General features: G+C 66.3%; 20 protein-coding genes and 1 tRNA gene. 7 read left to right on the forward strand and 14 right to left on the reverse strand.

The window, feature by feature from the left end; all coding sequences use genetic code 11:
- Positions 1 to 238 precede the first annotated feature (238 nt).
- From JMF82_RS12595 to JMF82_RS12610, 4 genes are all read left to right on the forward strand, one after another.
- Positions 239 to 2,008: a glutamine--tRNA ligase/YqeY domain fusion protein gene (locus JMF82_RS12595; RefSeq protein WP_201314915.1), complete on the forward strand. Its 1,770-nt coding sequence runs from the start codon at positions 239 to 241 to the stop codon at positions 2,006 to 2,008.
- A 184-nt stretch (positions 2,009 to 2,192) separates the two neighbouring features.
- Entirely contained in the window at positions 2,193 to 2,750 is a 558-nt protein-coding gene (locus JMF82_RS12600; protein WP_201314916.1) for a nucleoside deaminase, read from the forward strand.
- The gene (locus tag JMF82_RS12605; protein WP_201314917.1) at positions 2,747 to 3,484 is read left to right on the forward strand and encodes a VTT domain-containing protein; all 738 of its coding nucleotides are present in this window, start codon (positions 2,747 to 2,749) and stop codon (positions 3,482 to 3,484) included. Before JMF82_RS12600 ends, JMF82_RS12605 begins: the two co-directional genes overlap by 4 nt.
- 152 nt (positions 3,485 to 3,636) lie before the next feature.
- A complete protein-coding gene (locus tag JMF82_RS12610) occupies positions 3,637 to 5,487 on the forward strand; it encodes a hybrid sensor histidine kinase/response regulator (RefSeq protein ID WP_201314918.1) in 1,851 nt (616 codons plus the stop codon).
- A 15-nt stretch (positions 5,488 to 5,502) separates the two neighbouring features.
- Here JMF82_RS12610 and JMF82_RS12615 read toward each other — a convergent pair whose 3' ends face one another.
- On the reverse strand, positions 5,503 to 7,236 hold the full coding sequence (locus JMF82_RS12615) for a type VI secretion protein IcmF/TssM N-terminal domain-containing protein (RefSeq protein ID WP_201314919.1): 1,734 nt from the start codon (positions 7,234 to 7,236) through the stop codon (positions 5,503 to 5,505).
- Between the two features lie 304 nt (positions 7,237 to 7,540).
- On the opposite strand from JMF82_RS12615, the gene JMF82_RS12620 reads away from it, so the two are divergent.
- Entirely contained in the window at positions 7,541 to 8,230 is a 690-nt protein-coding gene (locus JMF82_RS12620) for a response regulator transcription factor (protein WP_201314920.1), read from the forward strand.
- Between the two features lie 110 nt (positions 8,231 to 8,340).
- Complete coding sequence (gene phnD / locus JMF82_RS12625) at positions 8,341 to 9,381, forward strand: phosphate/phosphite/phosphonate ABC transporter substrate-binding protein (RefSeq protein ID WP_201314921.1); 1,041 nt, start codon at positions 8,341 to 8,343, stop codon at positions 9,379 to 9,381.
- A gap of 82 nt (positions 9,382 to 9,463) precedes the next feature.
- Here the strand turns inward: phnD and JMF82_RS12630 are convergent, their stop codons facing one another.
- Entirely contained in the window at positions 9,464 to 9,985 is a 522-nt protein-coding gene (locus JMF82_RS12630; RefSeq protein WP_201314922.1) for a DUF3617 family protein, read from the reverse strand.
- 375 nt (positions 9,986 to 10,360) lie between these two features.
- Between JMF82_RS12630 and JMF82_RS12635 the strand changes: the two genes are divergently transcribed.
- Positions 10,361 to 11,797 carry a HAMP domain-containing sensor histidine kinase gene (locus JMF82_RS12635; RefSeq protein ID WP_201314923.1) on the forward strand — a complete coding sequence of 479 codons (1,437 nt, stop codon included), beginning with the start codon at positions 10,361 to 10,363 and terminating at the stop codon, positions 11,795 to 11,797.
- Positions 11,798 to 11,907: 110 nt separating this feature from the next.
- On the opposite strand, the gene JMF82_RS12640 is transcribed toward JMF82_RS12635, so the two are convergent.
- The 12 genes from JMF82_RS12640 to JMF82_RS12695 all read right to left on the reverse strand — a co-directional run.
- Positions 11,908 to 11,983: transfer RNA gene (locus JMF82_RS12640), tRNA-Lys, on the reverse strand.
- A 61-nt stretch (positions 11,984 to 12,044) separates the two neighbouring features.
- The gene (gene queC, locus JMF82_RS12645; RefSeq protein WP_201314924.1) at positions 12,045 to 12,731 is read right to left on the reverse strand and encodes a 7-cyano-7-deazaguanine synthase QueC; all 687 of its coding nucleotides are present in this window, start codon (positions 12,729 to 12,731) and stop codon (positions 12,045 to 12,047) included.
- 152 nt (positions 12,732 to 12,883) lie between these two features.
- The gene (gene queE, locus JMF82_RS12650) at positions 12,884 to 13,567 is read right to left on the reverse strand and encodes a 7-carboxy-7-deazaguanine synthase QueE (protein WP_201314925.1); all 684 of its coding nucleotides are present in this window, start codon (positions 13,565 to 13,567) and stop codon (positions 12,884 to 12,886) included.
- 10 nt (positions 13,568 to 13,577) lie between these two features.
- Positions 13,578 to 14,492 carry a tol-pal system protein YbgF gene (gene ybgF, locus JMF82_RS12655; protein ID WP_201314926.1) on the reverse strand — a complete coding sequence of 305 codons (915 nt, stop codon included), beginning with the start codon at positions 14,490 to 14,492 and terminating at the stop codon, positions 13,578 to 13,580.
- A complete protein-coding gene (gene pal, locus JMF82_RS12660) occupies positions 14,492 to 14,998 on the reverse strand; it encodes a peptidoglycan-associated lipoprotein Pal (RefSeq protein ID WP_038620971.1) in 507 nt (168 codons plus the stop codon). The genes ybgF and pal overlap by 1 nt, the downstream gene beginning before the upstream one ends.
- Before the next feature lie 253 nt (positions 14,999 to 15,251).
- Positions 15,252 to 16,568: a Tol-Pal system beta propeller repeat protein TolB gene (tolB, locus tag JMF82_RS12665; protein ID WP_201314927.1), complete on the reverse strand. Its 1,317-nt coding sequence runs from the start codon at positions 16,566 to 16,568 to the stop codon at positions 15,252 to 15,254.
- An 11-nt stretch (positions 16,569 to 16,579) separates the two neighbouring features.
- The gene (gene tolA, locus JMF82_RS12670) at positions 16,580 to 17,521 is read right to left on the reverse strand and encodes a cell envelope integrity protein TolA (RefSeq protein ID WP_201314928.1); all 942 of its coding nucleotides are present in this window, start codon (positions 17,519 to 17,521) and stop codon (positions 16,580 to 16,582) included.
- A complete protein-coding gene (tolR, locus tag JMF82_RS12675; protein ID WP_201314929.1) occupies positions 17,518 to 17,955 on the reverse strand; it encodes a protein TolR in 438 nt (145 codons plus the stop codon). The genes tolA and tolR overlap by 4 nt, the downstream gene beginning before the upstream one ends.
- Before the next feature lie 278 nt (positions 17,956 to 18,233).
- Positions 18,234 to 18,923, reverse strand: a complete 690-nt coding sequence (tolQ, locus tag JMF82_RS12680; RefSeq protein ID WP_201314930.1) for a protein TolQ — start codon at positions 18,921 to 18,923, stop codon at positions 18,234 to 18,236.
- A 27-nt stretch (positions 18,924 to 18,950) separates the two neighbouring features.
- Complete coding sequence (gene ybgC / locus JMF82_RS12685) at positions 18,951 to 19,382, reverse strand: tol-pal system-associated acyl-CoA thioesterase (protein WP_201314931.1); 432 nt, start codon at positions 19,380 to 19,382, stop codon at positions 18,951 to 18,953.
- The gene (ruvB, locus tag JMF82_RS12690; protein ID WP_201314932.1) at positions 19,375 to 20,421 is read right to left on the reverse strand and encodes a Holliday junction branch migration DNA helicase RuvB; all 1,047 of its coding nucleotides are present in this window, start codon (positions 20,419 to 20,421) and stop codon (positions 19,375 to 19,377) included. Before ruvB ends, ybgC begins: the two co-directional genes overlap by 8 nt.
- 100 nt (positions 20,422 to 20,521) lie before the next feature.
- Positions 20,522 to 21,913, reverse strand: a 1,392-nt coding sequence (locus tag JMF82_RS12695) for a KUP/HAK/KT family potassium transporter (RefSeq protein WP_201314933.1), incomplete at its 5' end; no start/stop codon positions are given.

The following is a 21,913-nucleotide window of genomic DNA, read 5'->3' on the forward strand; positions in this document are numbered from 1 at the left end:
TGTCAGCGACATGTCTTCGCCAGCCGCCTTTCCCAGATGCGTACCCGCTGCGCGAAAGGCCTGCACGAAGGCCGCGCAAATCATGGCTGGGCCGAAAGGCCACGCCAGGGCGTGGTCGGGCGCACCTGGCGCGCCCCTGCGGCTGGAGAGGGCCCGCGCTGGATTCGGGGGAAACACCCCCATCTAGGACGAGGTAAACTTAGCGGTTCCGCCACCTAGCACGGGTTTCGAGTTTCCGATGTCCACCGATAAAGCCACCGTTGAACCCACCACCTCGCCCGCCACCCCGCAGGCCGAGGGGCAACGGGACTTCATCCGCCAGATCATCCGCGAGGACCTGGCCACGGGTAAGCACCACGACATCCGCACCCGCTTTCCGCCCGAGCCCAATGGCTACCTGCACATCGGCCACGCCAAGGCGATCTGCCTGAACTTCGGCATCGCCAGGGAGTTCACCGGCTGGTGCAACCTGCGCCTGGACGACACCAACCCGGGCAAGGAAGACCCCGAGTTCGTCGAAGGCATCAAGGACGACGTGCGCTGGCTCGGCTACGAATGGCACGACCTGCGCCACGCCTCGGACTACTTCGAGGTGTTCCACGACGCGGCGGTCAAGCTGATCAAGGATGGCGTGGCCTACGTCGACGACCTGAGCCCGGAGGACATGCGCGCCTATCGCGGCACGCTCACCGAGCCGGGCCGCAACTCGCCGTTCCGCGACCGCAGCGTGGAAGAGAACCTCGACCTGTTCCGCCGCATGCGCGCGGGCGAATTCGCCGACGGCTCCAAGACGCTACGCGCGAAGATCGACATGGCGTCGGGCAACATGAACATGCGCGACCCGGCGATCTACCGCATCCGCAAGGTGGCGCACCAGAACACCGGCGACGCGTGGCCGATCTATCCGATGTACGACTACGCGCACTGCCTCTCGGATGCGCTGGAAGGCATCACCCATTCGCTGTGCACGCTGGAGTTCGAAGACCATCGCCCGCTGTATGACTGGTTCGTCGACAAGGTGGACCTGGTCAATCATCCGGAGCTTTGGCAGCACCTGCGCGAAGGCGGTTTCCGCACCGAGCCGGCCAAGCCGCGGCAGATCGAGTTTTCGCGCCTCAACCTCTCCTACTCCATCACCAGCAAGCGCAAGCTCGCGCAGCTGGTGAACGAGAAGCTGGTGGACGGCTGGGACGACCCGCGCATGAACACGCTGCGCGGCCTGCGTCGCCGCGGCTTCACGCCCGGCGGCCTGCGCCTGCTGATCGAACGCCTGGGCGTGAGCAAGCAGAACAGCATCATCGACTACTCGATCCTCGAGAACTGCATCCGCGAAGACCTCGACGCCACCGCGCCGCGTCGCATGGCGGTGCTCGATCCGCTCAAGCTGGTGATCACCAACCTGGCGGAAGGCCATGAGGAGACGCTGACCTTCTCCAACCATCCGAAGGACGAGAGCTTCGGCACGCGCGAGGTGCCGTTCTCGCGCGAGCTGTGGATTGAGCGGGAAGACTTCGCCGAGGTGCCGCCGAAGGGCTTCCATCGCCTCAAGCCCGAAGGCGAGGTGCGCCTGCGCGGCGTGGGCATCGTCAAATGCGAGGAGCTGGTGAAGGATGCCGACGGCAACGTCGTCGAACTGCGGTGCACGCTCGACCTCGAATCGCGCCAGGGCATGCCGGGTGCCGACCGTAAGGTAAAGGGCACCATCCACTGGGTGAGCGCGAAGCATGGCGTCGCCACCGAAGTGCGCGTGTATGACCGCCTGTTCAACGTGGCGGACCCGGACGACGAGAGCGACGGCAAGACCTGGATCGAGCACATCAACCCCGAGGCCAAGCGCGTGGTGCGCGGATGGCTGGAGCCGGCCGCGGCTTCCGCCGACCCCGAGCAGCGCTTCCAGTTCGAACGCCTCGGCTATTTCGTGGCCGATCGCGTGGATCACAAACCCGGCGCCCCGGTATTCAACCGTGCCGTCACCTTGCGTGACGCCTGGGCCAAACAGGGCGGCTGACGCCGACGCCACAGGGAAACAAGAGCCGGCTTATGCTCTCCACATCGCCCGCATCGAGCCGGTGTGCCCATCATCCGGCGGCATTACCCGGTCGTCTATCGACATACACTCCATCGTTCTTACCTGGCTTGCCCGCGAACCGATCCCGGCGCGGGCCAGCTGGAGAGCATAAACAGGCTCTGGCATGCTAAGCCTTCAGATTCACCTGACCCTGCCGCCGTGGATCGGCGAAGTGGTCGACGAGCGAAAGCGCTACGTCACCGACGAGGAGCGCGTGGGTTTGGCGATCGAACTGTCACGACGCAACATCGAGCATGGACAGGGCGGCCCGTTCGGCGCCGCCGTGTTCAATGCGGATGGCCGCGTCGTGTCGGTCGGCGTCAACCGCGTCGTGCCGCAGACCTGCTCGGTCGCCCACGCCGAGATGATGGCGTACATGACCGCGCAGCAACGCCTCGCCGCGTTCCGTCTCAACCAGGACGGCGGCAGCTACACGCTCGCCACCAGCGCCCAGCCGTGCTGCCAGTGCTACGGCGCCACCGTGTGGGCCGGCGTGGATGCGCTGCTGATCGGCGCGCGCGCCGAGGACGTGGAAGAACTCACCGAGTTCGACGAAGGCCCGCTGCCGGCAGACTGGGTGGGCGAACTCGAGCGGCGCGGCATCGCGGTGCGACGCGACATCCTGCGCGACGAAGCGCGCGGCGTGCTTGCGGCGTACGGCCAGACCGGACAGCACTATTGAGCCGCCTGCGCGCTGCCTTGCCGTTGATCCTGCTGGTCATGGCCGGCATCGTGCTGTTCAGCTCCGGCGCGCTCGACCGGCTGCATCCCGAACAGCTGGTGATGCACCAGGCGCAGCTGCGCGCGGACATCGGCAACGCGCCTTGGCTCAGCCGCATCGCCTTCATCGGCCTGCTCACCCTGGCCATGTCCACCGGCATCCCCGGCACGGTCGTCATCATCATGGCCGGCGGCTTCGCCTTCGGGGCATGGGAAGGGAGCATCTACGGCTCCATCGGGCTCACGCTGGGCACGCTGATCCTGTTCCTGGCCAGTCGTTACGCCTTCGGCACCGGCAGCAAGCATCCGCCCGCCATCGTGGACAAGCTGCACCACGGTTTCGAGCGCCACCCGGTGGCCTACACCATGTTCCTGCGCTTCATACCGGTGGCACCCTTCGGGTTGATCACGGTGGGGCTCGCCTGGCTGCGCTGCCCGTTGTGGCTGTTTCTCGGCGCCAGTTGGTTGGGCGGGACCGTCTCCCTGATTTTCGAGACGTCCATCGGGGCCGGACTCGGCGAGGCACTGGCTCAAAGCCAGGGCCATTTCGGCCTGGGCCTCCTGATGCAGCGTTCGATCTGGATGCCCTTGGGCGCCATTGGGCTGCTTGCCCTGCTGCCCTTGCTGGTCGAACGCTTCAGCCGGCGCCGGCGCTCGTCCGGACTCGCCGCGTCAGCAAAATCCCACGATCGCTAAAGCAATAGTCCTCGGCCAATGGGCTAGCTGCCCTACTCCATGAATCGCGCTAGGCTGGCAGCGCCTGGCGCATGGACGCCGGAAGGGGTCAACGGCCGATGGGTGCAGGGGCGAACTCCCGAGCGGGACGGTGGTGGCGGCGCACGTCGCTGATGCAGCGGCTGGCCCTGGTCGCGCTCGTGCCCACGCTGGTGACCGCCACGCTGCTGGTCGTGATCCTCACCCAGCATCAGCTCAACAGCCTGCGCGGCATGGCGCAGATCACCGCCGACGCCATCGCGACCCAGGCCGCTTCCGTGTCCACCACCGCGCTGCGCGACATGCAGCGCCGCGAATTGGTGCGCATCGCCGAATCGATCGGCGATCTTCCCCATGTGGCGCGCGTGCAGATCCGCGCGGCCGACGGCGAGATCCTCGCCGACAACCTCGGCCGCAGCGGCGGCGGCAACGCCGAGACGCTGACCGTGGTGCGCGACGTCATCGACACCGAACAGCCCGGTCGTCCGGTGCTGGGTTCGGTCATGGTGGATGTCAGCCTGAGCGATGCGATCGCGGCGCAGCAGGCCAGCCTGCGCAATGCGCTGTTCGCCCTGGCGCTGAGCGTGCTGGTGGCCGCCGTGATCGGCTGGCAGGCCGCGCGCTGGATGAGCGCTCCGCTGCGCCGCCTCGTGTCGGCGGTGCACCAGCTCGGTCGCGGCGATCGCCACGTCGAGGTGGAAGTCACCGACCAGACCGAAATCGGCGAACTGCAGCGGGGCTTCAACAGCGCCGCGCTGGCCTTGTTCGACGTCCAGCGCAGCATGGAAAAGGAAATCGAACACGCCACGGTGGAACTGGCGCGCAAGAACGCCGCGCTGGAAGCCGCCAGCGTGGCCAAGGCGCGTTTCCTCGCCGCGGCTTCGCACGACCTGCGCCAGCCGCTCTATGCCCTGACCTTGTTCTCGTCTTCCCTGGCCGAGGACGAACGCGATCCCATTCGCCTCGATCGCATCGCGCACATCCAGGAATGCGTCGAGGCGCTGGATCATCTCTTCAGCGAACTGCTCGACCTGTCGCGACTGGAAACCGGTGCGATGCAGATCGAGATCACCGAGTTTCCGCTCGACCAGGTGCTGGAGGAAGTCAGCCGCAACTTCCGCATGATCGCCGAGCAGCATGGCCTGCGCCTGATCATGCGGACGACGGACGTCTGGGTGCGCAGCGACCGCACGATGCTCGCACGCATCCTCAACAACCTGGTGAGCAATGCCCTTCGCTACACGCACGAAGGTGGCGTGCTGGTGGTCGCCCGTCGCCGCGGCGACGCCACGGTGCGACTGGACGTGTGGGATACCGGCACCGGTATCGCGCCCGAGCACCAGGCCCGCGTGTTCGACGAGTTCTATCGCGTGGAATGCCATGGCAACCACGAGCACGACACCGGGCCCCGGCGCGGCCTCGGCCTGGGCCTCGCCACCGTGCAGCGCCTGGCGGAACTGCTGGATACCCAGGTGCAGCTGAAGTCGACGCCCGGGCGCGGCAGCGTCTTCACCTTCCATCTGCCGCAAGTGCCGGCGCAGCACGTTCCGCACGGCACGGACGAGGAAGCCCCGCTCGACGTCACCGGCATGCGCGTGCTGGTGATCGACGACGAGCCGGCGATCCTCTCGGGCATCCGTTATCTGTTGCGGAGCTGGGGGTGCGAGGTGGCGGTCGCCGAAGACCGCACGCAGGCCATGCTGGCTGCCGAGGAGTGGCCCACGCCGCCCGACATCGTGATCTCCGACCTGCGCCTGCGCGACGGCGAGAGCGGGCTGGATGTGCTGGCCGCGCTCGACCAGCACTATCTGCGCGACGGCAACACGCCCTTCTCGCGCCTGCTCATCACCGGCGAAACCCGCAGCGATCGCCTGCGTGAAATCATGGCCGCGCGTATCCCCGTGCTCTACAAGCCGGTGTCGCCCGAACAATTGCGCGAAGCAATGGTGGCGGCCTGGACGGCGAACCGGGCAACGGTGGCCTGAGCCGATCGCCCTGGATCAACTTTCCGCCGCGATGCGGCGCGCAAGCAGGCGATCCGCCGGCAGGAAGCGGCCGAACAGGTCATCGACGAAATCGCCGCTGGGCGCGCTGGGCCGCGCGCCGCCCGTAAGGTAGAGGCCGCACCAGAGCAGGCGGCGACCCGCGCTGCCTTCTCCCGCCATCAGTCGATCGAGAAACACCTGCAGCCCGCGCTGCAGCATCGGCAGCGATTGCAGGAAGGCAAACACTTCACGGCGTCCATGGGCGTGGCGCTGCACGGCCAGCGCCGCCATGGCGGCGCCTCGCAGCCGATAGCCCACTTCCTCGCCACGGACGTCCAGACGTCCATGAAGTGCCGGCGATCCCGCCGAAAAGCCGACGCGCCACCCCAACGCGCGCCTGAACACCGCGGACGGCAAGGTCGATCTGACCGCCGCATGCCCGGGCAATGCCTCCAGGCCGGTCACGACGACATAGAGCGGCAGCTGGAGTTGCAGATGCCGCGTCGCCTCGCTCGCCATGTCCTGCAAGCGAGTCGCGCGGGCACTGATCTGCGTCGTCGATTCGAGCAGGCTCTGCGCCGAGACGCACAGCACCATCCCGTCCAGCGGCAGCTTGCGCCGCTCGCGCGCCAACAGCGCGACGGCCTGCGACCAGGGCGAGAGTTGTCCATGCGGCTCGCCCGTTGCCTGCAGCAGATGACCGCCAGGCTCGATCGCCACCACCGAACGGAAGATCCACCAGTACCACGGCCGCGCTTCCGTGTTGGCGGCGGATTTGCGTGCATGCGGCGCGTGGGCCGCGGCCTGCAGCAGGCTGCGTACCTCCGTCGGGCTGTCGCCGAGGAACATCAGCCAGGGATGCCTCGACAACCTGCGCCATTCGCCACGGCGGCGGAAGGGATGCAAAACGGCGCCGCGCACGTGACGCGCGGCATCGAGCAGCGCGGACCACACGTCGCCGATGCCATAGCTCGCCTCGGGGTGCGCCGCCACCCGCGTGTGCCCGCGCATGACCACCAGCCGATGCCATGCCAGCGCCCCGGCCCAGGCCAGCGCGCTTGCCGCCACGACACCAAGGCCAAGCAGTGACCAGGTTTCCGTGGAAACCACATGACTGAAAGCCGGCGCCACGAACGCCACCAGCACGAGCAGCACCACCGCCGCGGCGACGAACTGCATCGAGCGCCGCCCCACCCACGAGGCGGGCAACCGCAGCGGCGGCGATCCCGGCGCGAGGTACGGCTGCGGCGTGATGGGCTCGCGCTGCAGCGACTGCAGCACGCCAGTGGCCGTGATGCTGGGGCGGCAGTACAAGGCCTTGATCCTGCCCAGCTCGCCGCTGTCGTCCTGCTCGTAGTAGTACTGGCCGACGTAGCCGAGCATCAGCGCCATGCCGAACACTTCATGCACCTCTTCCGCCGAGGGCGACAGGCGCGCGAGATGGTCGAAGAATTCGCTGGCGGCGCTGGCGGTGCCGAACAGGTCCAGCTGCAACGGACTGGCGAGGTGCTTCCACGCGTCCTGCCGCATGACGACCTCGTCGAACCAGGCGATGGCGGCGAAGCCCGCCATCTCGACGTCGGCGAGAGGCTTGCCTGCCGCAAGCGCCTTGCCGCGGGCCTCGTCCATGAAGGCGCGCGCACGCGCCTGCACCGTTGCCAGCTCACCCGGGCCGTCAGGCGTCGCTGCCTGCTCCTCGATGAGCAAGCCATACGAGAACAAAGGTGCGTAACACTCCAGCAGCCGCATGACACCCATGGCTCCGGAGTCAAGGCAAGGCGCCACGCGCATCACCTGACCCGTTCGCACCGTCTCCCATCAAAACCCATCATACGCAGCGTGTTGCCATCTGCGCCGCCCCTGTCGCTTGGTGCAATAGGCGACTCCCCTCGCACCCGGCCGATTTTCTCGGCCGCCTGCGTGGTGGGCCATATGACCTTGTGACTATACCGTTCGTAAGCGCCGCGAGGTTGCCGTATTTGCGGGCTGGGGCTATGTTGCGTTCGCGAATGTGCGGCGATGGGAGCGCCGTGCGCGCGTCTTGGGGAACGACATGCGCATACTGATTGCGGACGACCATCGACTGATCGTCGAAGGGGTCAAGCTCAAGCTGGCCGAGCTTGGGCCAGACACCGACTTTGTCACCGCCATGGACATGGCCGAGCTGCGCGATGCGATCCACGCGCCCGAGGCGGCGTCTCTTTCGCTCGCCTTGGTCGACCTCGCGATGCCCGGCGTGCAGGGCAGCGAACACCTGACCGAAGTGATCGAGCAACTGCCCGAGCTGCCCGTGATCGTGCTTTCGGGCGTGGAAGACCCGAACCTCATGAAGAACCTGCTCGCGATGGGCGTGCAGGGCTTCATTCCCAAGGCGTATTCACCCGAGGTGATGCTGTCGGCGGTGCGCCTCGTGCTCTCCGGCGGCGTGTACGTGCCCCCGCTCATGCTGCAGGAGCGCGCCGACGGCGCGGGCAATGGCGCGGCCACCACGCCCACCCAGTCGCCCACGCCGATGCCGGCCTCGTCGGACTCGCTCGAGGAACGCCTGCGCAAACTCCTCACCGAGCGCCAGATCGACGTGCTGCGCCTGCTCTCGCAGGGCAAGCCGAACAAGTTGATCGCGCGCGACCTGGGTATCAGCGAAGGCACGGTGAAGATCCACCTGGCCGCGATCTTCCGCGCGCTCAACGTGCGCAATCGCGTGGAGGCGGTCGTGGCCTCGCGGCGTATCAGCGGCCTCTAGCATTCACCCGGCCATGACGATTGCCGCGTATGCTGCCCCACGCCGGGCGCTGATTGCCGCCTGACGCGCCTGATGCTTTCCGGGGGAATGCCGTCTTGCCGAAGGGATGGATGACGAACCTGAGGCCCCGCTCCCTCCTGCGAGCCGCCACCGGCCTCGTGCTGGCCTGCCTGATCGGCCTGCCGGCGCTGGCTGCGGGGCCGGCCAGCGCTCCCCACGATGCCAAGCACATCAGCGCGCTCACCTTCGGCATCCTGCCGATCGGCGGGCCTTCTGAATCGCTGGCCGCGTGGCGGCCGATGCTGGACGACCTGAGCCATACCCTCGGCTTGCCGATCCGCAGCATTTCGGTCAGCACCTATGAAGGCCTGGGCCAGGCCCTGGCCGAGGAGCGCGTCGATTTCGCGTTCGTGTCCGGCCGCCTGGCGCTCGACGCCGTGACCCACGATCGCATGCGCGTGATCGCCCAGCTGACGCGCACCAATGGCTCGCGCGGCTACTACTCCGTGCTGCTGGTGTCCAAGGATTCGCCGCTGCGCAACATCGACGACATGTTCCGCCAGCCCGGCCACCTGCGCTACGCGCGCGGCGAGGTGCTCTCGGTGTCAGGCTACCTGGTGCCGGAAACACAGCTGTTCGCCAATCGCCGGCTCGACTCGGACACGTTCTTCGCGAATGTCGTCGTCGACAACCACCAAAACAATGCATTGGCGGTGGCGAACAACGAGGTCGACGTCGCCACCAACAACACGGCGGACATGGAGCGTTTCGCCAAGCGCTTTCCCGACCAGTACGCACGCCTGCGCGTGCTGTGGATGTCGAGCCTGATTCCGCATGCGGTCGTGGTGATCCGCGAGGACCTGCCGGCCGAGCTTCGCCAGCGCGTCACCGCCGCGCTCACCTCCTACGGTACCGGCAGGAACGCGCAGGCCGAGCTGGCCAAGTTGCAGCTGATCCACGACATCAGCGGCTTCGCGCCGGCCGGCAACGAAACACTGGTGCCTTTTGCGGACATCGAATTCAACCTCGACCGGCGCCGCGCCTACAGCGCGCAATGGGTCAGCGACGCCGCGATGCAGGCGCGCCTGCACAAGATCGATGCCGAGCACCAGGCGCTGGTGCGCCAGCTGATGGCGCCGACGACACCCTGAATGCAGCAGGGCCGGCATGATGCCGGCCCCGACGCGGGAACCAAGGCGACCGCGCGACGACGGGTGCCCGCGGGCGCAGCGCTCAGTGGTGCTGCATATCCTTGATGTTCATGGTGCTGCCGTTGGGCATGACCATGTCGCCGGGCTTCTGGCCGGCCGGACATTCGCCAACCCAATGGCCGGCGCTGCTCATCGCCATTTCGCTCTGGCCCATCACCGCCGGCTCGTACTTCATGTGGCCCTCGGTGCGATAGGCCGTGTCGCCTTCGAACCTGGTCTCGCTGTGGCTGGTCATGTTGACCGCGCCATTGGGCGTATTGAGCTTGCAGACGGCATCGGACACGACCGTTGCGCCCTGCACGTTGACGTTGAACTTGCTGCACATCTGGCCGCTCATCTGCGAGCCCATCTTGTACATCGCCTGGTCCGTGTCGGCGTCCAGGCAAAGCTTCATCACCTGCGCGTGGCCGCCCATGCCGGAGGTCTGCATTTCCCACAAGCCCGGCTTGCGCTTGGGCATGTTGGCCGGAAGATCCTGCGCCACGGCCACGGTAGCGAGGCCAAGCAGGGAAAGGGCAAGCAGCAGACGGCGTGGTGCGGACATGAGGATCTCCATGAGGCCGGGTCGGCCATGCGGTTGTGCAAGGTAACGCCAAACGGCCCCGGCGTCATGCCGCGGCCACTGCGTGCGATTCATCCCGGATCTTGCGCTGCAACATGCGGCCCGGCGGGTGGATAGGCCGTTCGAACTATGGCGCCTCGCGCTAGAACGAAGTGGCTATCGTTGGTTCCCGGCGAATTCTTTAGAGTGCATCCCAGGGCATTTCACCACGATGACGTGCCGCCAAGGGCCGTTCCTATCGCCGATCGCCGCGAGTCACACATCATGCAGCCGACGCCAGCCATGCCGTGCCAGAGGACGTCCAGGCGATGTGCGGAGCGGCTTTCCCCGTTGCAGCCGGCCATGGAGGCCTGACGCATGGAATCGCGCCAGCGACTGCTTCCGCGCCTCTTCATCGACGTCATCCTGCCCAGCACGATTGCCGCGCTGGCGCTGGTGCTCGCGTTGTGCGTGCAGCAGACGCACACCATGGGCGAACGCGCCGATGCGGCCATCGGCCTGCGGCTGGAGCGCCTTGCCGGCGAGCTGGGCAACGGCATGACGACCTCGCCACAGGACGTGCTCGACCGCGCCCTGAGCGACGGTGCGGTGGACCAGTTGCGGCGCATCGAACTGCACCGTCCCGACGGCAGCCTTTTCAGCAGCGGCGTGTCCCTCCCGCAGGGCGGCGCCATCTACCGCAGCCAAATGCGCGGCAGCGGCGATCCGCCGTCGTGGTTGAGCATGCAGGTGGACACCCGCCCGTTGCGCCTGGCGCAAAGCCTGGTCTGGCTGCTGGGCGGCCTTTGCGCGGCGGGCATCCTCGTGCTCGCCTGGCTGGCGCGCGTCACCCTGCGCCATCACGTGCTCGATCCCCTGTCGCATGTACAGGACGCGCTGCACGAAATGGTCAACGCGCGCCATCCCGCCATCGACGCCACGCCTACCGGGCCGGAATTCAGCGATATCCGCCTGACCCTGCAGCGGCTCTCCGAATTGCTGGAAGAGCAGCGCCGCGACTGGACCACCATGCAGCACGACAACGCCGTAGAGGCGCTCGATCGCCTGCGGCAGAGCCAGGCAGCCACGCGCAGCAAATCGCAGTTCATCGCGCTGGTCAGCCATCATTTCCGCCAACCGCTGCAAGCGCTCGAACTGTTTGCCGCCGGCGTGGACAGCGGCAGCGAAGAGGAACGCCAGTCGCTGTTCCAGCAGATGCGCACCAGCATCGCCGCGATGACGCGACTGCTCGGCGCCCTGCTGGAGATTTCGCGACTCGATGCCGGCGTCATCGCGGTCAAGCCCACCGGCTTCTCGGCCGCCGAGCTTTTCATGCGCGATCGCACCTCGCTCAACCACCAGGCCGCGGAGCATCACGTCACGCTGGTATGGCGCGGCAGCCACCACCAGTTGCACGGCGACGCCGATGTAGCCGCCAGCCTGCTCTACCAGCTGGCCAGCAACGCGATCATCAATGCGCCGGAAGGACGCGTATTGATCGCTGCGCGGCGACGCGGCCAGGCCGTGCGCATCGAAGTGCGCGACAACGGCCCGGGCATCGCCGTCATCCACCAGCAGCGCATCTTCGAGGAATTCGTGCAATTGCAGGCCGGAGAAAGCGAGCGGCGCGGCGGCTACGGCCTCGGCCTGGCGATTGCCGAACGTCTCGCCCGACTGCTCGGCACGCGCATCGGCCTGCGTTCCGAGCCCGGCCGTGGCAGCACGTTCTGGTTCGAACTGCCTCGCATGCCGGTGATGGAGCGCCATTCCACGCCTCGCAAGCAAACATCGCCCGCCTGGCGGCAAGCCGGCTGAGCCACGATCCGAGCGCCGTCTCGCACGCCGGCAACCGTGGCGTGGAGCGGACGCGCCTGGCGTCACGGGCATAAAAAAAGGACTCGCCGACAGGCAAGTCCTCGATGCTTTGGTGGGTCGTCCGAGATTCGAACTCGGGACCAATAGATTAAAAGTCTACTGCTCTACCGACTGAGCTAACGACCCGTCGCCAAAGGCAAGCCCGTAATTTTATGGACTATAGGTCCATGGCACAAGCGAAACCCGTTCAGACATAGCGCGTCGGGTCGGGCAGCCCGGCCGTCTTGAAGCCCTGGGCGCGCAGGTGGCAGGCGTCGCAGTGGCCGCATGCGCGGCCCTGGGCGTCGGCCTGGTAGCAGCTCACGGTTTCAGAGAAATCCACGCCCAGTCGCTGGCCTTCGCGGGCGATGTCGGCCTTGCTCATGCGCATCAGCGGCGCGTGGATGCGAATGCCCGCCCCTTCCACGCCGGCCTTCGTCGCCACATTCGCCAATTGCTCGAACGACTCGATGAAGGCGGGACGGCAATCGGGATAACCGGAGTAATCCACCGCGTTCACGCCGCACCAGATGTCCGTGGAACCCAGCACCTCGGCCCAGCCCAGCGCAATGGACAGCATGATGGTGTTGCGTGCCGGCACGTAGGTCACCGGGATGCCGGTGTCGCCCGTCTGGTCCAGCGGTACGTCGATATCCGCGGTAAGCGCCGAACCTCCGATGGAGCGCAGGTCCACCCGCACGGTCTTGTGCTCGACCGCGCCGAGCGTGCGTGAAACCCGCTCCGAAGCCTCCAGCTCGGCGCTGTGGCGCTGACCGTAGGCGACGCTGAGTGCGTGCACCTGGTAGCCCTGTTCGCGGGCGATGGCGATGGTGACCGCCGAATCCATGCCGCCGGAAACGAGCACGACGGCTTTGCGGGGAGACGATTGAGACATGGGTAGATCCACTCCTGGGTTCAGGCCGGTGATCCGGCCGAAGAGCGCCACCGGCAACACAGGCCGGCGCGCGAGAATCTATTGTGCGGCATGAGCCGGCCGAGTCGCGCACAGGGTGCGCTCCCACAGGATGGCACCGGATCCGCTGCGCCTCAGTGCCCCGGCTCGTCATTCCACAGCAGCTTGTGCAGCTGCAGCTGGAATCGCACGTCGAGCTTGTCGTCGATGATCCACTCGGCCAGCTGGCGCGGCTGGATCGCACCGTGCACCGGCGAGAACAACACCATGCAGCGCTCGGCAAGCCGGTGCTCGGCAACCGTCTCGCGCGCCCATTCGTAATCCGCGCGGCTGGCGATCACGATCTTCACCTGGTCGTGCGGCAGCAGGTGGTCGATGTTCGACCACAGATTGCGCTTGGCTTCGCCGGAATCGGGCGCTTTCAGGTCCATGACCTTGCGTACGCGCGGATCGACCAGGGAAACATCGAGCGCGCCCGAGGTCTCCAGCGATACGTCGTGGCCGGCGTCGCACAGGCGTGTCAGCAGGATGAGGCAACGCTTCTGTGCCAGCGGCTCACCGCCGGTCACGCAGACATGCTTGGCGCCGTGCGAGGCCACTTCGGCCACGATGTCGTCGATCGAACGCCAGTTGCCGCCATAGAACGAGTACTCGGTATCGCACCACACGCAGCGCAGCGGACAACCGGTCAGGCGCACGAACACCGTACGCCAGCCGATCGCGTCGGCCTCGCCCTGGATCGAGTGGAAGATCTCGGTGATCCGCAGTCGCTCGGACCGCGCTGGCGTGGATGCCACGCTCGTGCTGGTACTGCTCACACCGTCAACCTCAGTTGGCCGACGACGGCACCTGCAGGCGACGCAGGCGCTCCTGGGCCAGGCCAGCAGCCTTCGTACCCGGGAACTTGGCAGAAACGTTCTTCAGCGTGGCCTTGCCGGCGTCGACCTGCTTGAGCTCGATCTGGCTGTAGCCGACCTTGAGCATGGCGTCGGGCGCCTTCTCGCTCTGCGGGAACTGGCTGAGCAGGCGCTGGAATGCCTCGAGCGCCACCGAGTAGTTCATGGTGACGTAGTACGACTCGCCCAGCCAGTAATAGGCATTGGGCAGCAGCGGGCTGTCGGGATACTGCTGGATGAAGCCGCGGAAACCGCGGGAAGCCGCCACATAGTCGCCGCCGCGCAGCGACTTGAAAGCTTCGTCGTAAGCCGCCTGGGCGCCAGCGGCATTGACCGGGGCCGTGCCGCCCTTGCCATTGCCGGCAGCGGCAGCACCTGCAGCGGCACCTGCCGCCGCGGGCTTGCCACCCTTGCCCGCATCCTGCGCGGGGGCGGGAGCCGCCGGCGCCTGGGGTGTCGGGGCCGCCGCCGGTGGCGGATTCGTGTTGGCTGCATTACCCGGATTGTTCGTCGCTGCTCCGGCACCGCCTTCGAGGCGGCCCAGGCGCGAATCGATATCCACGTACTGCGCCTTGTTCTTGTCGTTCGCTTCCTGCAGCTGGTGCTGCAGTTCTTCGATCTGGCCCTGCATCTGCTGCAACTGCGACTGCAGTGCCTGCACCTGGTTCACCAGGCTCGTGCCGCCCTGGTTCTGGTTCTGCGCCTGCTGCTCCAGCCGCGATACGCGATCGGCGAGGCTGAGGCGGGAATCCTGCGCGAATGCCGGGACGACAAAAAGCATGGCGGACGCGATCGCGCCCGCCATGCCCATCCTGGCCGTGAAGCTGTTAGCCAGTTGCTTCTTCATTACTTCGCCGTGTAGACGATCTCGACGCGACGGTTCTTGCTCCAGCAGTCTTCGTTGTGCTCACGGCACACCGGCTTTTCCTTGCCGTACGAGATCACGTTGATCTGGCTGGCGGAGCCGCCGTTCGACTGCAGGGCGCTGGACACGGCGTTGCCGCGGCGCTCGCCGAGGCCGAGGTTGTACTCGCGGGTGCCGCGCTCGTCAGCATTGCCTTCCAGGCGGATCTGGGCCATCGGGCGGTCCTGCAGGTACTTGGCGTGGCACGCCATGATCTGCTGGAACTCCGGCTTGATTTCGTCCTTGTCGAAATCGAAGTACACAACGCGCTGACGCAGGCACGCGTCGGTGTCGAGGTCAGCCGGGGTGTACTTGGTCGGGCCGGAAGCCGGGGCGGTCACCGGAGCCTGTTCCGGCTGCGGCTGCGGCTTGACTTCCTGCTTCTTCGAGCATGCGGCCGCGCCAACGCAGAGCAGGGCGACCAGGGCGACGCGAACGGTCTTATTCATGGTGGACGTTCCTTCAAACGGGTTTGAGTTCCGACAGTCAGTAGTGATTGCGGTTTCGGGACAGTGTTCGCCGGTGAACCGGCTGTTATTTTGACATTTTTGCTGCCGGCGGTGCGCTGTCTCGCAACCACCTGACCCGCCAGCCGCGACGGATTGCCACGGCCGGCAAGCTGTTTTGACCCGGATTGTGACGTTTATGGCTTCACGCCCGGATCACATGACCCTGACGCTCGCGCGCCAGGGCATGAACTGGTCAACGTTGACGATAGGGACCCCAGGCCGGCTCGCGAACATCGCCGTCGGCCAACACGAGACGCTGCCGCACAAGACCATCGGCCGATACGGCGTAGAGGACACCACGTCGACCTTCGGAGGCGGCATACAACAGCATGCTGGCGTTGGGCGCGAAACTCGGGGTTTCGTCGATCGGACCCGGCGAGATGAAGCGCACCTGCCCACCCAGACTGCGATCCATAATGGCGATACGATACACGTTCCCGTTGCCCTGCACCATGGCGATCTGCTTGCCGTCATAGCTGATCGAGGCGTTGGCGTTGAACTGGCCCTGGAAGGTGATGCGGTCCGCGCCGCCGCCGCCGGCAGGCATCTGGTAGAGCTGCGGGCGACCGGAGCGGTCGGACGTGAAGATGATGCCCTGGCCGTCCGGCGTCCAGCGCGGCTCGGTATCGATGGCCAGGTTGTTGGTGAGGCGGGTCTCCGCGCGGGAGCCCACGTCCATCACGTAGATCTCCGGATTGCCCTGGTAGGACAGCGCCAGCGCGAGCTTGCTGCCGTCGGGCGACCAGGCCGGCGCGCCGTTGATGCCCTTGGCGCGGGCCGAGATCAGCTGGCGCGAACCCGTCGTAATGTCTTGCACATAGATGGCCGAATTGCCGCTTTCGAACGACACGTAGGCGATCTTGCGGCCATCCGGCGACCACGAGGGCGACAGCAGCGACTCGCGCGAACGCGCCACCACCTGCGGGTTGTAGCCATCCGAATCGGCCACGATCAGCGAATAGGTGGTGTTGTTGCCCAGGCCCACGGCGGTGATGTACGCAATGCGGGTCCAGAAGGCGCCACGCACGCCGGTGATCTTCTCGTAGATCGCATCGGCGATCTGGTGGGCCACGCCGCGCAGGTCACCGGCGGGCGCGGTGTACGCCTGGGCCAGCAGGCTCTGCTGCTTGTTGACGTCCCACAGCTCATATTCCACCCGCAGCATGCCGCCACCGGCATCGCTGATGCGGCCGATGGTGAGGTAGTCCTGCTTGAGCAGGCGCCAGGTGGCGAAGTTGACGTCCGAGCCCTTGGACGGGGTCTCGACGATCTCGCTCTTGGCCAGCGAACGGAATTTGCCCGAACGGTTGAAGTCGTTGCGGATGACGTCGGCCACGTCGGTGGGCAGCGGCGCACCGCCCGCCTGGGCGAACGGGACCACCGCGATCGGCGTGGCGGTCACTACGCCCTTGGTGATTTCAACGTTGAGGGATTGTGCTGCCGCCGGACCAGCGACCAACGCGGCCACGGCGAGCAGGACAAAAGCGAGGCTTGAGCTCAGTTTGGACATGGGCTTCATCACTACGGCCTGAAAGTGAAATCGATCTGACGCTGGAATACAGTCTCAAAACCCTTGTAGGGCAAGGGCTGTGCGCGCAGCACGGCGTTTTCGATGGAGCGTTTACCGGCCTCGTCGTACGGACAGCTCGAGTCGACCTTGGCGCTCATCACGTCGCCGCCCGGCAGCTGCACGATGTGCACGATGCACGGCGTGCTCGGCATGTTATCCGGGCGTAACCAATTCTGCGTGACCGCGTTCTGAATCGCAGCCAAATATTGCGCCAGCAGGCCGGCATCGGGACCGTTGTTGCCGGTCTGCCGCTGGGCGGCATTGGGCACGTTGGCCAGGCCATTGTCCTGGGCGTTCTTGAGGTCTTCCATCTGCTGCTTGGCCTGCTTGGCCTTGTTGTCCGCCCGCTTGGTCTGCTGGTCGGCCGCGTCCATCTTGGCGAACAGCTCATCGAGCTGCTTCTGCTTTTCCTGTTTCTGCTTGGCCGCCTGGGCGTCCAGTTCGGCGGCGCGCTGGCGCTGCTTCTCTTCCTGCTCCTTCTTGGCGTCCTCGGCCTTCTGCAAGGCATCGGCCACCACCTTTTCCTGGTCCTTGGTGTCGGGATGCTCGGGCGGCGGCGGCAAGGTCTTCACCTTGGGCGCCTCGGGCACCGGCGGCGGCGGCACGGTCGGCGGCGGGGGCACGGTGTCGGGCACCGGCTTCACCTTGACCGCCTTCGGCGGCGGCGCGCCGGTCGGGCCGACCAGGGTGGCCTCGATGATTTCGCCCGGCAGCTCGATCGGCTTGGCGCAGGTGATCGGATTCCAGCTCGCCGGCAGGTGCAGGGTTTCGAACAGGCCCTCGTAGAACGAGCACGGGATCACCGCGAGGGCGAGGAAGCCCACGATGCCCAGATGCAGGACGGCGGAAAGTACGACCGCCTTGGATGTGCCCTTCGGCGAGTCGGCCCTCATTTCTTGCTGCCCGACTCCGGCTGGCTCATCAGACCCACCTTGGCCACGCCGGCCTGCTGCAGCTGGGCCAGCACTTGGTACACGCCGTCGTACTTGCCGTCGCGGTCGCCGGCCACGAGCACGCTGACCTCGGGGTTCGCCTTCACGAAGGCGCCCACCTTGGCCTGCATGGTCTGGGCATCGATCGGCTGCTTCTTCTCGGTACCGAGCGTGAGATAGAGCTGGCCGTTGTGGTCGACCGACACGATCACGGGTTCCTTCTTGTCCTGCAGCGACTTGGCATTGGCCTGCGGCAGGTTCACGTCGACGTTGGCGTTGAGCATGGGCGTGGCGACCATGAAGATGATCAGCAGCACCAGCATCACGTCGATGTAGGGAACGACGTTGATCTCGGACTTGAGCTTGAAGCGCTTGTGGCGCGCAGAGCTACGCATCGTTTAGAGCCTGACTATGGTCTTCACGTTGCCCGCGCCGGGATCTGTTTGCGCGCAAGCCAAGGAAGAACGATGGAATGTATGTCGATACACGACTGAGTGATGACGCAGGATGGCGGGCAAACAGACCCGGCCCGAAGGGTTGAGCCCGAATGCCCGGCTGGGTGCGACGCGCGTCTTGACCTGACAGCCAGTCAGCTGCGGCGCCACGCACCACACCCAGCCGGGCATTCGGACTCAACGCGGGCGACGTGAAGGCCATAGTCAGGCTCTTCTCCTCAAGCCGTCGGGTCGTCGGTCTGGATCTGCCGCTGCAGCACCGAGGAGAACTCTTCCTGGAACACCTCGTAGCGGGAGGCGACACGCTCGACCTTGTTGGCGAAACGGTTGTAGGCCCACACGGCCGGGATCGCGGCGAACAGGCCCATCGCGGTGGCGATCAGCGCTTCGGAGATGTGCGGGGCCACCACGGCGATGGTGACGTCCTTCATTTCGCCCAGGCCCTGGAACGCACCCATGATGCCGATGACGGTGCCGAACAGGCCGACGTACGGGCTGATCGAGCCGACGTTGGCGAGGAATTCGAGGTTGCGTTCCAGGCGGCCGATCTCGCGGGTGCCGGCCACGCGCATGGCGCGCTCGGAACCTTCGATGACGATGCGCATGTCGTGCGTCTTGCGCTGGCGCTGGCGCACGAACTCGCGGAAGCCCGACTCGAACACCGTCTCCATGCCACCGTTGCCGGCGCCGCGGTTGCTCACCTCGCGGAACAGCTGGGCCAGATCGGCGCCGGACCAGAAGCGCTCCTCGAAGCCCTCGGCCTCTTCCATCGCGGATTTCAGCTGCGCGTGCTTGCGGATGATGATCACCCACGAGAGGAACGAGAACACGAGCAGCACCAGCATGACCGCCTGCACCAGGACACTCGCCTCGGCGATCAGCTTGAAAATGTTGACTCCACTGTTCATTGCTCGAAGGTTCTCCAGCGCACGTGCTTATTGAGGGGGAAGGCCGGGGATGAGGTCGGCCGGAATCTGCACCGGACGCATGCGGTTGACGTCGACGCACGCCACGCGCACCTTCGCGCGGATCAGCTCCACGCCGTCCGCCCGGCGGATCGTTTGGGCGAAAAGGATACTGGCTGCGCGCCGCTCTTTGACTTCAACGCTTACCGACAGTTCATCATCCAGCAGGGCCGCCCGGAGGAAGTCGATCTGCATCTCGCGGACGAGGAAGGCCAGGCCGGTCGATTCCTTGACGGCCGACTGGCTGATGCCCATGCCTCGCAGCCACTCGGTGCGGGCACGCTCCATGAAACGCAGGTAGCTGGCGTGGTAGACCACCCCGCCCGCATCGGTGTCTTCCCAATAGACGCGGACCGGCCACTGGAACGGGTCGGCGGCGGGCACGGCTGCATGATCAGACATCGGCATTGTCGGCAGTGAAGAGATCGGCGGAACCGGCTTGGCGCGGCGGCGTCAGGCCGAGATGGCGCCACGCCCTGGCGCTGGCCATGCGGCCGCGCGCGGTGCGCACCAGATAGCCCTGCTGGATCAGGTAGGGCTCGACCACGTCTTCGAGCGTGCCCCGATCTTCGCTGAGCGCCGCGGCCAGCGACTCCACGCCTACCGGGCCGCCATCGAAGCTCTCGATGATGGTGGACAGCAGCCGCCGATCGAGTTCGTCGAAACCCTCGGCGTCGACCTTGAGCATGTCCATCGCGGCGCGCGCGGCATCGCGGGTGATCTGGCCACCGGCACGCACTTCGGCATAGTCGCGCACGCGGCGCAGCAGGCGGTTGGCGATGCGCGGCGTGCCGCGCGAGCGACGAGCGATCTCCTGCGCGCCCTCCGGCTCGCAGGCGATGCCCAGGATGCGCGCCGAGCGCCGCACGATGGCGGTGAGCTCGTCGGGCGTATAGAACTCCAGACGCTGCACGATGCCGAAGCGGTCGCGCAGCGGCGCGGTGAGCAGGCCGGCGCGCGTGGTGGCGCCGATCAGCGTGAAAGGCGGCAGGTCGAGCTTGATCGAGCGGGCCGCGGGGCCCTCGCCGATCATGATGTCGATCTGGAAATCCTCCATCGCCGGATAGAGCACTTCCTCCACCACCGGCGAGAGACGATGGATTTCGTCCACGAACAGCACGTCGTGCGGTTCGAGGTTGGTCAGCAATGCCGCAAGGTCCCCTGCCCGCTCCAGCACCGGGCCGGAGGTCGAGCGCAGGTTGACGCCCAGCTCGTTGGCGATCACATGGCTGAGCGTGGTCTTGCCCAGGCCCGGCGGGCCGAAGATCAGCACATGGTCGAGCGCGCCGCCGCGCTTCTTGGCCGCCTCGATGTAGATCGACAGCTGTTCGCGCACCGCCTGCTGGCCCAGGTACTCGGCCAGCCGTTTCGGACGGATGGAGGCTTCCAGGGCCTCATCGTCCAGCTGGGACGCGGTGGTAACGATGCGGTGTTCGGTCATGGCCTGGATGCAGGGAATAGGGAATCGAGAATAGGGAATCGGCCAAACACGGCCATTCTACCCATTCCCTATTCCCGATTCCCGATTCCCGATTCCCGGCTCAAATCTCGACCTGTGCGCCCAGCTCGATCAGGCGGTTGCCCGGAATCTGGAAGAACGCCGTGGCCGGCAGGGCATTGCGTGCCATGAAGGCGAAGAGCTTGTCCCGCCACAGCGCCATGCCGGGGCGACGGGCATCCGCAATGATGGTCTCGCGCGACAGGAAAAACGTGGTGTCCATCATGTCGAACGGCAGGCCCACCTTGGAGCACTTGGACAGGGCCAGCGGAATGTTGGGATCCTCGGCGAAGCCAAAGCGCAGCGCCAGGCCGAAGAAGTCGCCGCCCAGCTCGCTGATCTCGATCCGCTCGCCCTGATCGGCGGTGGGGATTTCCAGCATCTCCACCGTCAAAAGCACATTGCGCTCGTGCAGCACCTTGTTGTGCTTGAGGTTGTGCAGCAGCGCATGAGGCACGGCGTGCTGGTTGGCGGTGAGGAACACGGCCGTGCCCGGCACGCGCAGCGGCGGGTGTTCGGCGATGTTCTCGATGAAGGGCTCAAGCGCCAGGCCCGACTGCTTGATTTCGCGCACCACCAGCTCGCGTCCGCGGCGCCAGGTGGTCATCACGATGAAGATGCCCACGCCCAGCACCAGCGGGAACCAGCCGCCGTACTCGATCTTGATCAAGTTGGCGCCCAGGAAGGACAGGTCGATGGTCAGCAGCAGCAGGCCGGCAAAGATGACGGTGAACAGGCTCCAGTTCCACTGGCGGCGCGCCACGATCAACGCAAGGATGGTGGTGATCGTCATGGTGCCGGTCACCGCGATGCCGTAGGCCGCGCTGAGGTTTTCCGAGCTGCGGAAACCGAGCACGGCCGCCAGCACCATCACCAGCAGGAAATTGTTGACCCACGGCACGAAGATCTGGCCGGACATCTCGCGCGAGGTGTGCACCACGGGCATGCGCATCGAATAGCCCAGCGACATGGCCTCGCGCGTCATCGAGAACGCGCCCGAAATGACCGCCTGCGATGCGATCACCGTGGCCACGGTGGCCAGGCCGATCATCGGATAGAGCAGCGGCGCGGGCGTGAGCTTGAAGAACGGATTGTCGATGGCTTCGGGATGATCGAGCAGCAACGCGCCCTGCCCGAAATAATTGAGCACCAGCGCAGGCAGCACGAAGCTGAACCAGGCAAAGCGGATCGGCCGCTTGCCGAAGTGGCCCATGTCCGCATACAGCGCCTCGGCGCCGGTCAGCGCCAGCACCACGCCACCCAGCGCGATGAAGGCCTGCAGCCCGTGGCTGACGAAGAACTTCAGGCCGTAGACCGGATTGAGCGCCCACAGCACATGCGGGTTGCGCGCAATCATGTGCACGCCGAGCAGCGCGATCACGATGAACCACACCACCATCACCGGACCGAACAACCGGCCTACCCGCTCGGTGCC

The sequence above is a fragment of the Dyella sp. EPa41 genome (assembly GCF_016586165.1).
Taxonomy (GTDB): domain Bacteria; phylum Pseudomonadota; class Gammaproteobacteria; order Xanthomonadales; family Rhodanobacteraceae; genus Dyella.

Excerpts from the sequence above, each read along its gene's own strand:
- JMF82_RS12595 (WP_201314915.1), top strand. The coding sequence starts at position 239 with ATGTCCACCGATAAAGCCACCGTTGAACCCACCACCTCGCCCGCCACC.
- JMF82_RS12600 (WP_201314916.1), top strand. The coding sequence starts at position 2,193 with ATGCTAAGCCTTCAGATTCACCTGACCCTGCCGCCGTGGATCGGCGAA.
- JMF82_RS12610 (WP_201314918.1), top strand. The coding sequence starts at position 3,637 with ATGCAGCGGCTGGCCCTGGTCGCGCTCGTGCCCACGCTGGTGACCGCC.
- JMF82_RS12615 (WP_201314919.1), bottom strand. The coding sequence starts at position 7,236 with ATGCGGCTGCTGGAGTGTTACGCACCTTTGTTCTCGTATGGCTTGCTC.
- JMF82_RS12620 (WP_201314920.1), top strand. The coding sequence starts at position 7,541 with ATGCGCATACTGATTGCGGACGACCATCGACTGATCGTCGAAGGGGTC.
- phnD (WP_201314921.1), top strand. The coding sequence starts at position 8,341 with ATGACGAACCTGAGGCCCCGCTCCCTCCTGCGAGCCGCCACCGGCCTC.
- JMF82_RS12630 (WP_201314922.1), bottom strand. The coding sequence starts at position 9,985 with ATGTCCGCACCACGCCGTCTGCTGCTTGCCCTTTCCCTGCTTGGCCTC.
- JMF82_RS12635 (WP_201314923.1), top strand. The coding sequence starts at position 10,361 with ATGGAATCGCGCCAGCGACTGCTTCCGCGCCTCTTCATCGACGTCATC.
- queC (WP_201314924.1), bottom strand. The coding sequence starts at position 12,731 with ATGTCTCAATCGTCTCCCCGCAAAGCCGTCGTGCTCGTTTCCGGCGGC.
- ybgF (WP_201314926.1), bottom strand. The coding sequence starts at position 14,492 with ATGAAGAAGCAACTGGCTAACAGCTTCACGGCCAGGATGGGCATGGCG.
- pal (WP_038620971.1), bottom strand. The coding sequence starts at position 14,998 with ATGAATAAGACCGTTCGCGTCGCCCTGGTCGCCCTGCTCTGCGTTGGC.
- tolB (WP_201314927.1), bottom strand. The coding sequence starts at position 16,568 with ATGTCCAAACTGAGCTCAAGCCTCGCTTTTGTCCTGCTCGCCGTGGCC.
- tolA (WP_201314928.1), bottom strand. The coding sequence starts at position 17,521 with ATGAGGGCCGACTCGCCGAAGGGCACATCCAAGGCGGTCGTACTTTCC.
- tolR (WP_201314929.1), bottom strand. The coding sequence starts at position 17,955 with ATGCGTAGCTCTGCGCGCCACAAGCGCTTCAAGCTCAAGTCCGAGATC.
- tolQ (WP_201314930.1), bottom strand. The coding sequence starts at position 18,923 with ATGAACAGTGGAGTCAACATTTTCAAGCTGATCGCCGAGGCGAGTGTC.
- ybgC (WP_201314931.1), bottom strand. The coding sequence starts at position 19,382 with ATGTCTGATCATGCAGCCGTGCCCGCCGCCGACCCGTTCCAGTGGCCG.
- ruvB (WP_201314932.1), bottom strand. The coding sequence starts at position 20,421 with ATGACCGAACACCGCATCGTTACCACCGCGTCCCAGCTGGACGATGAG.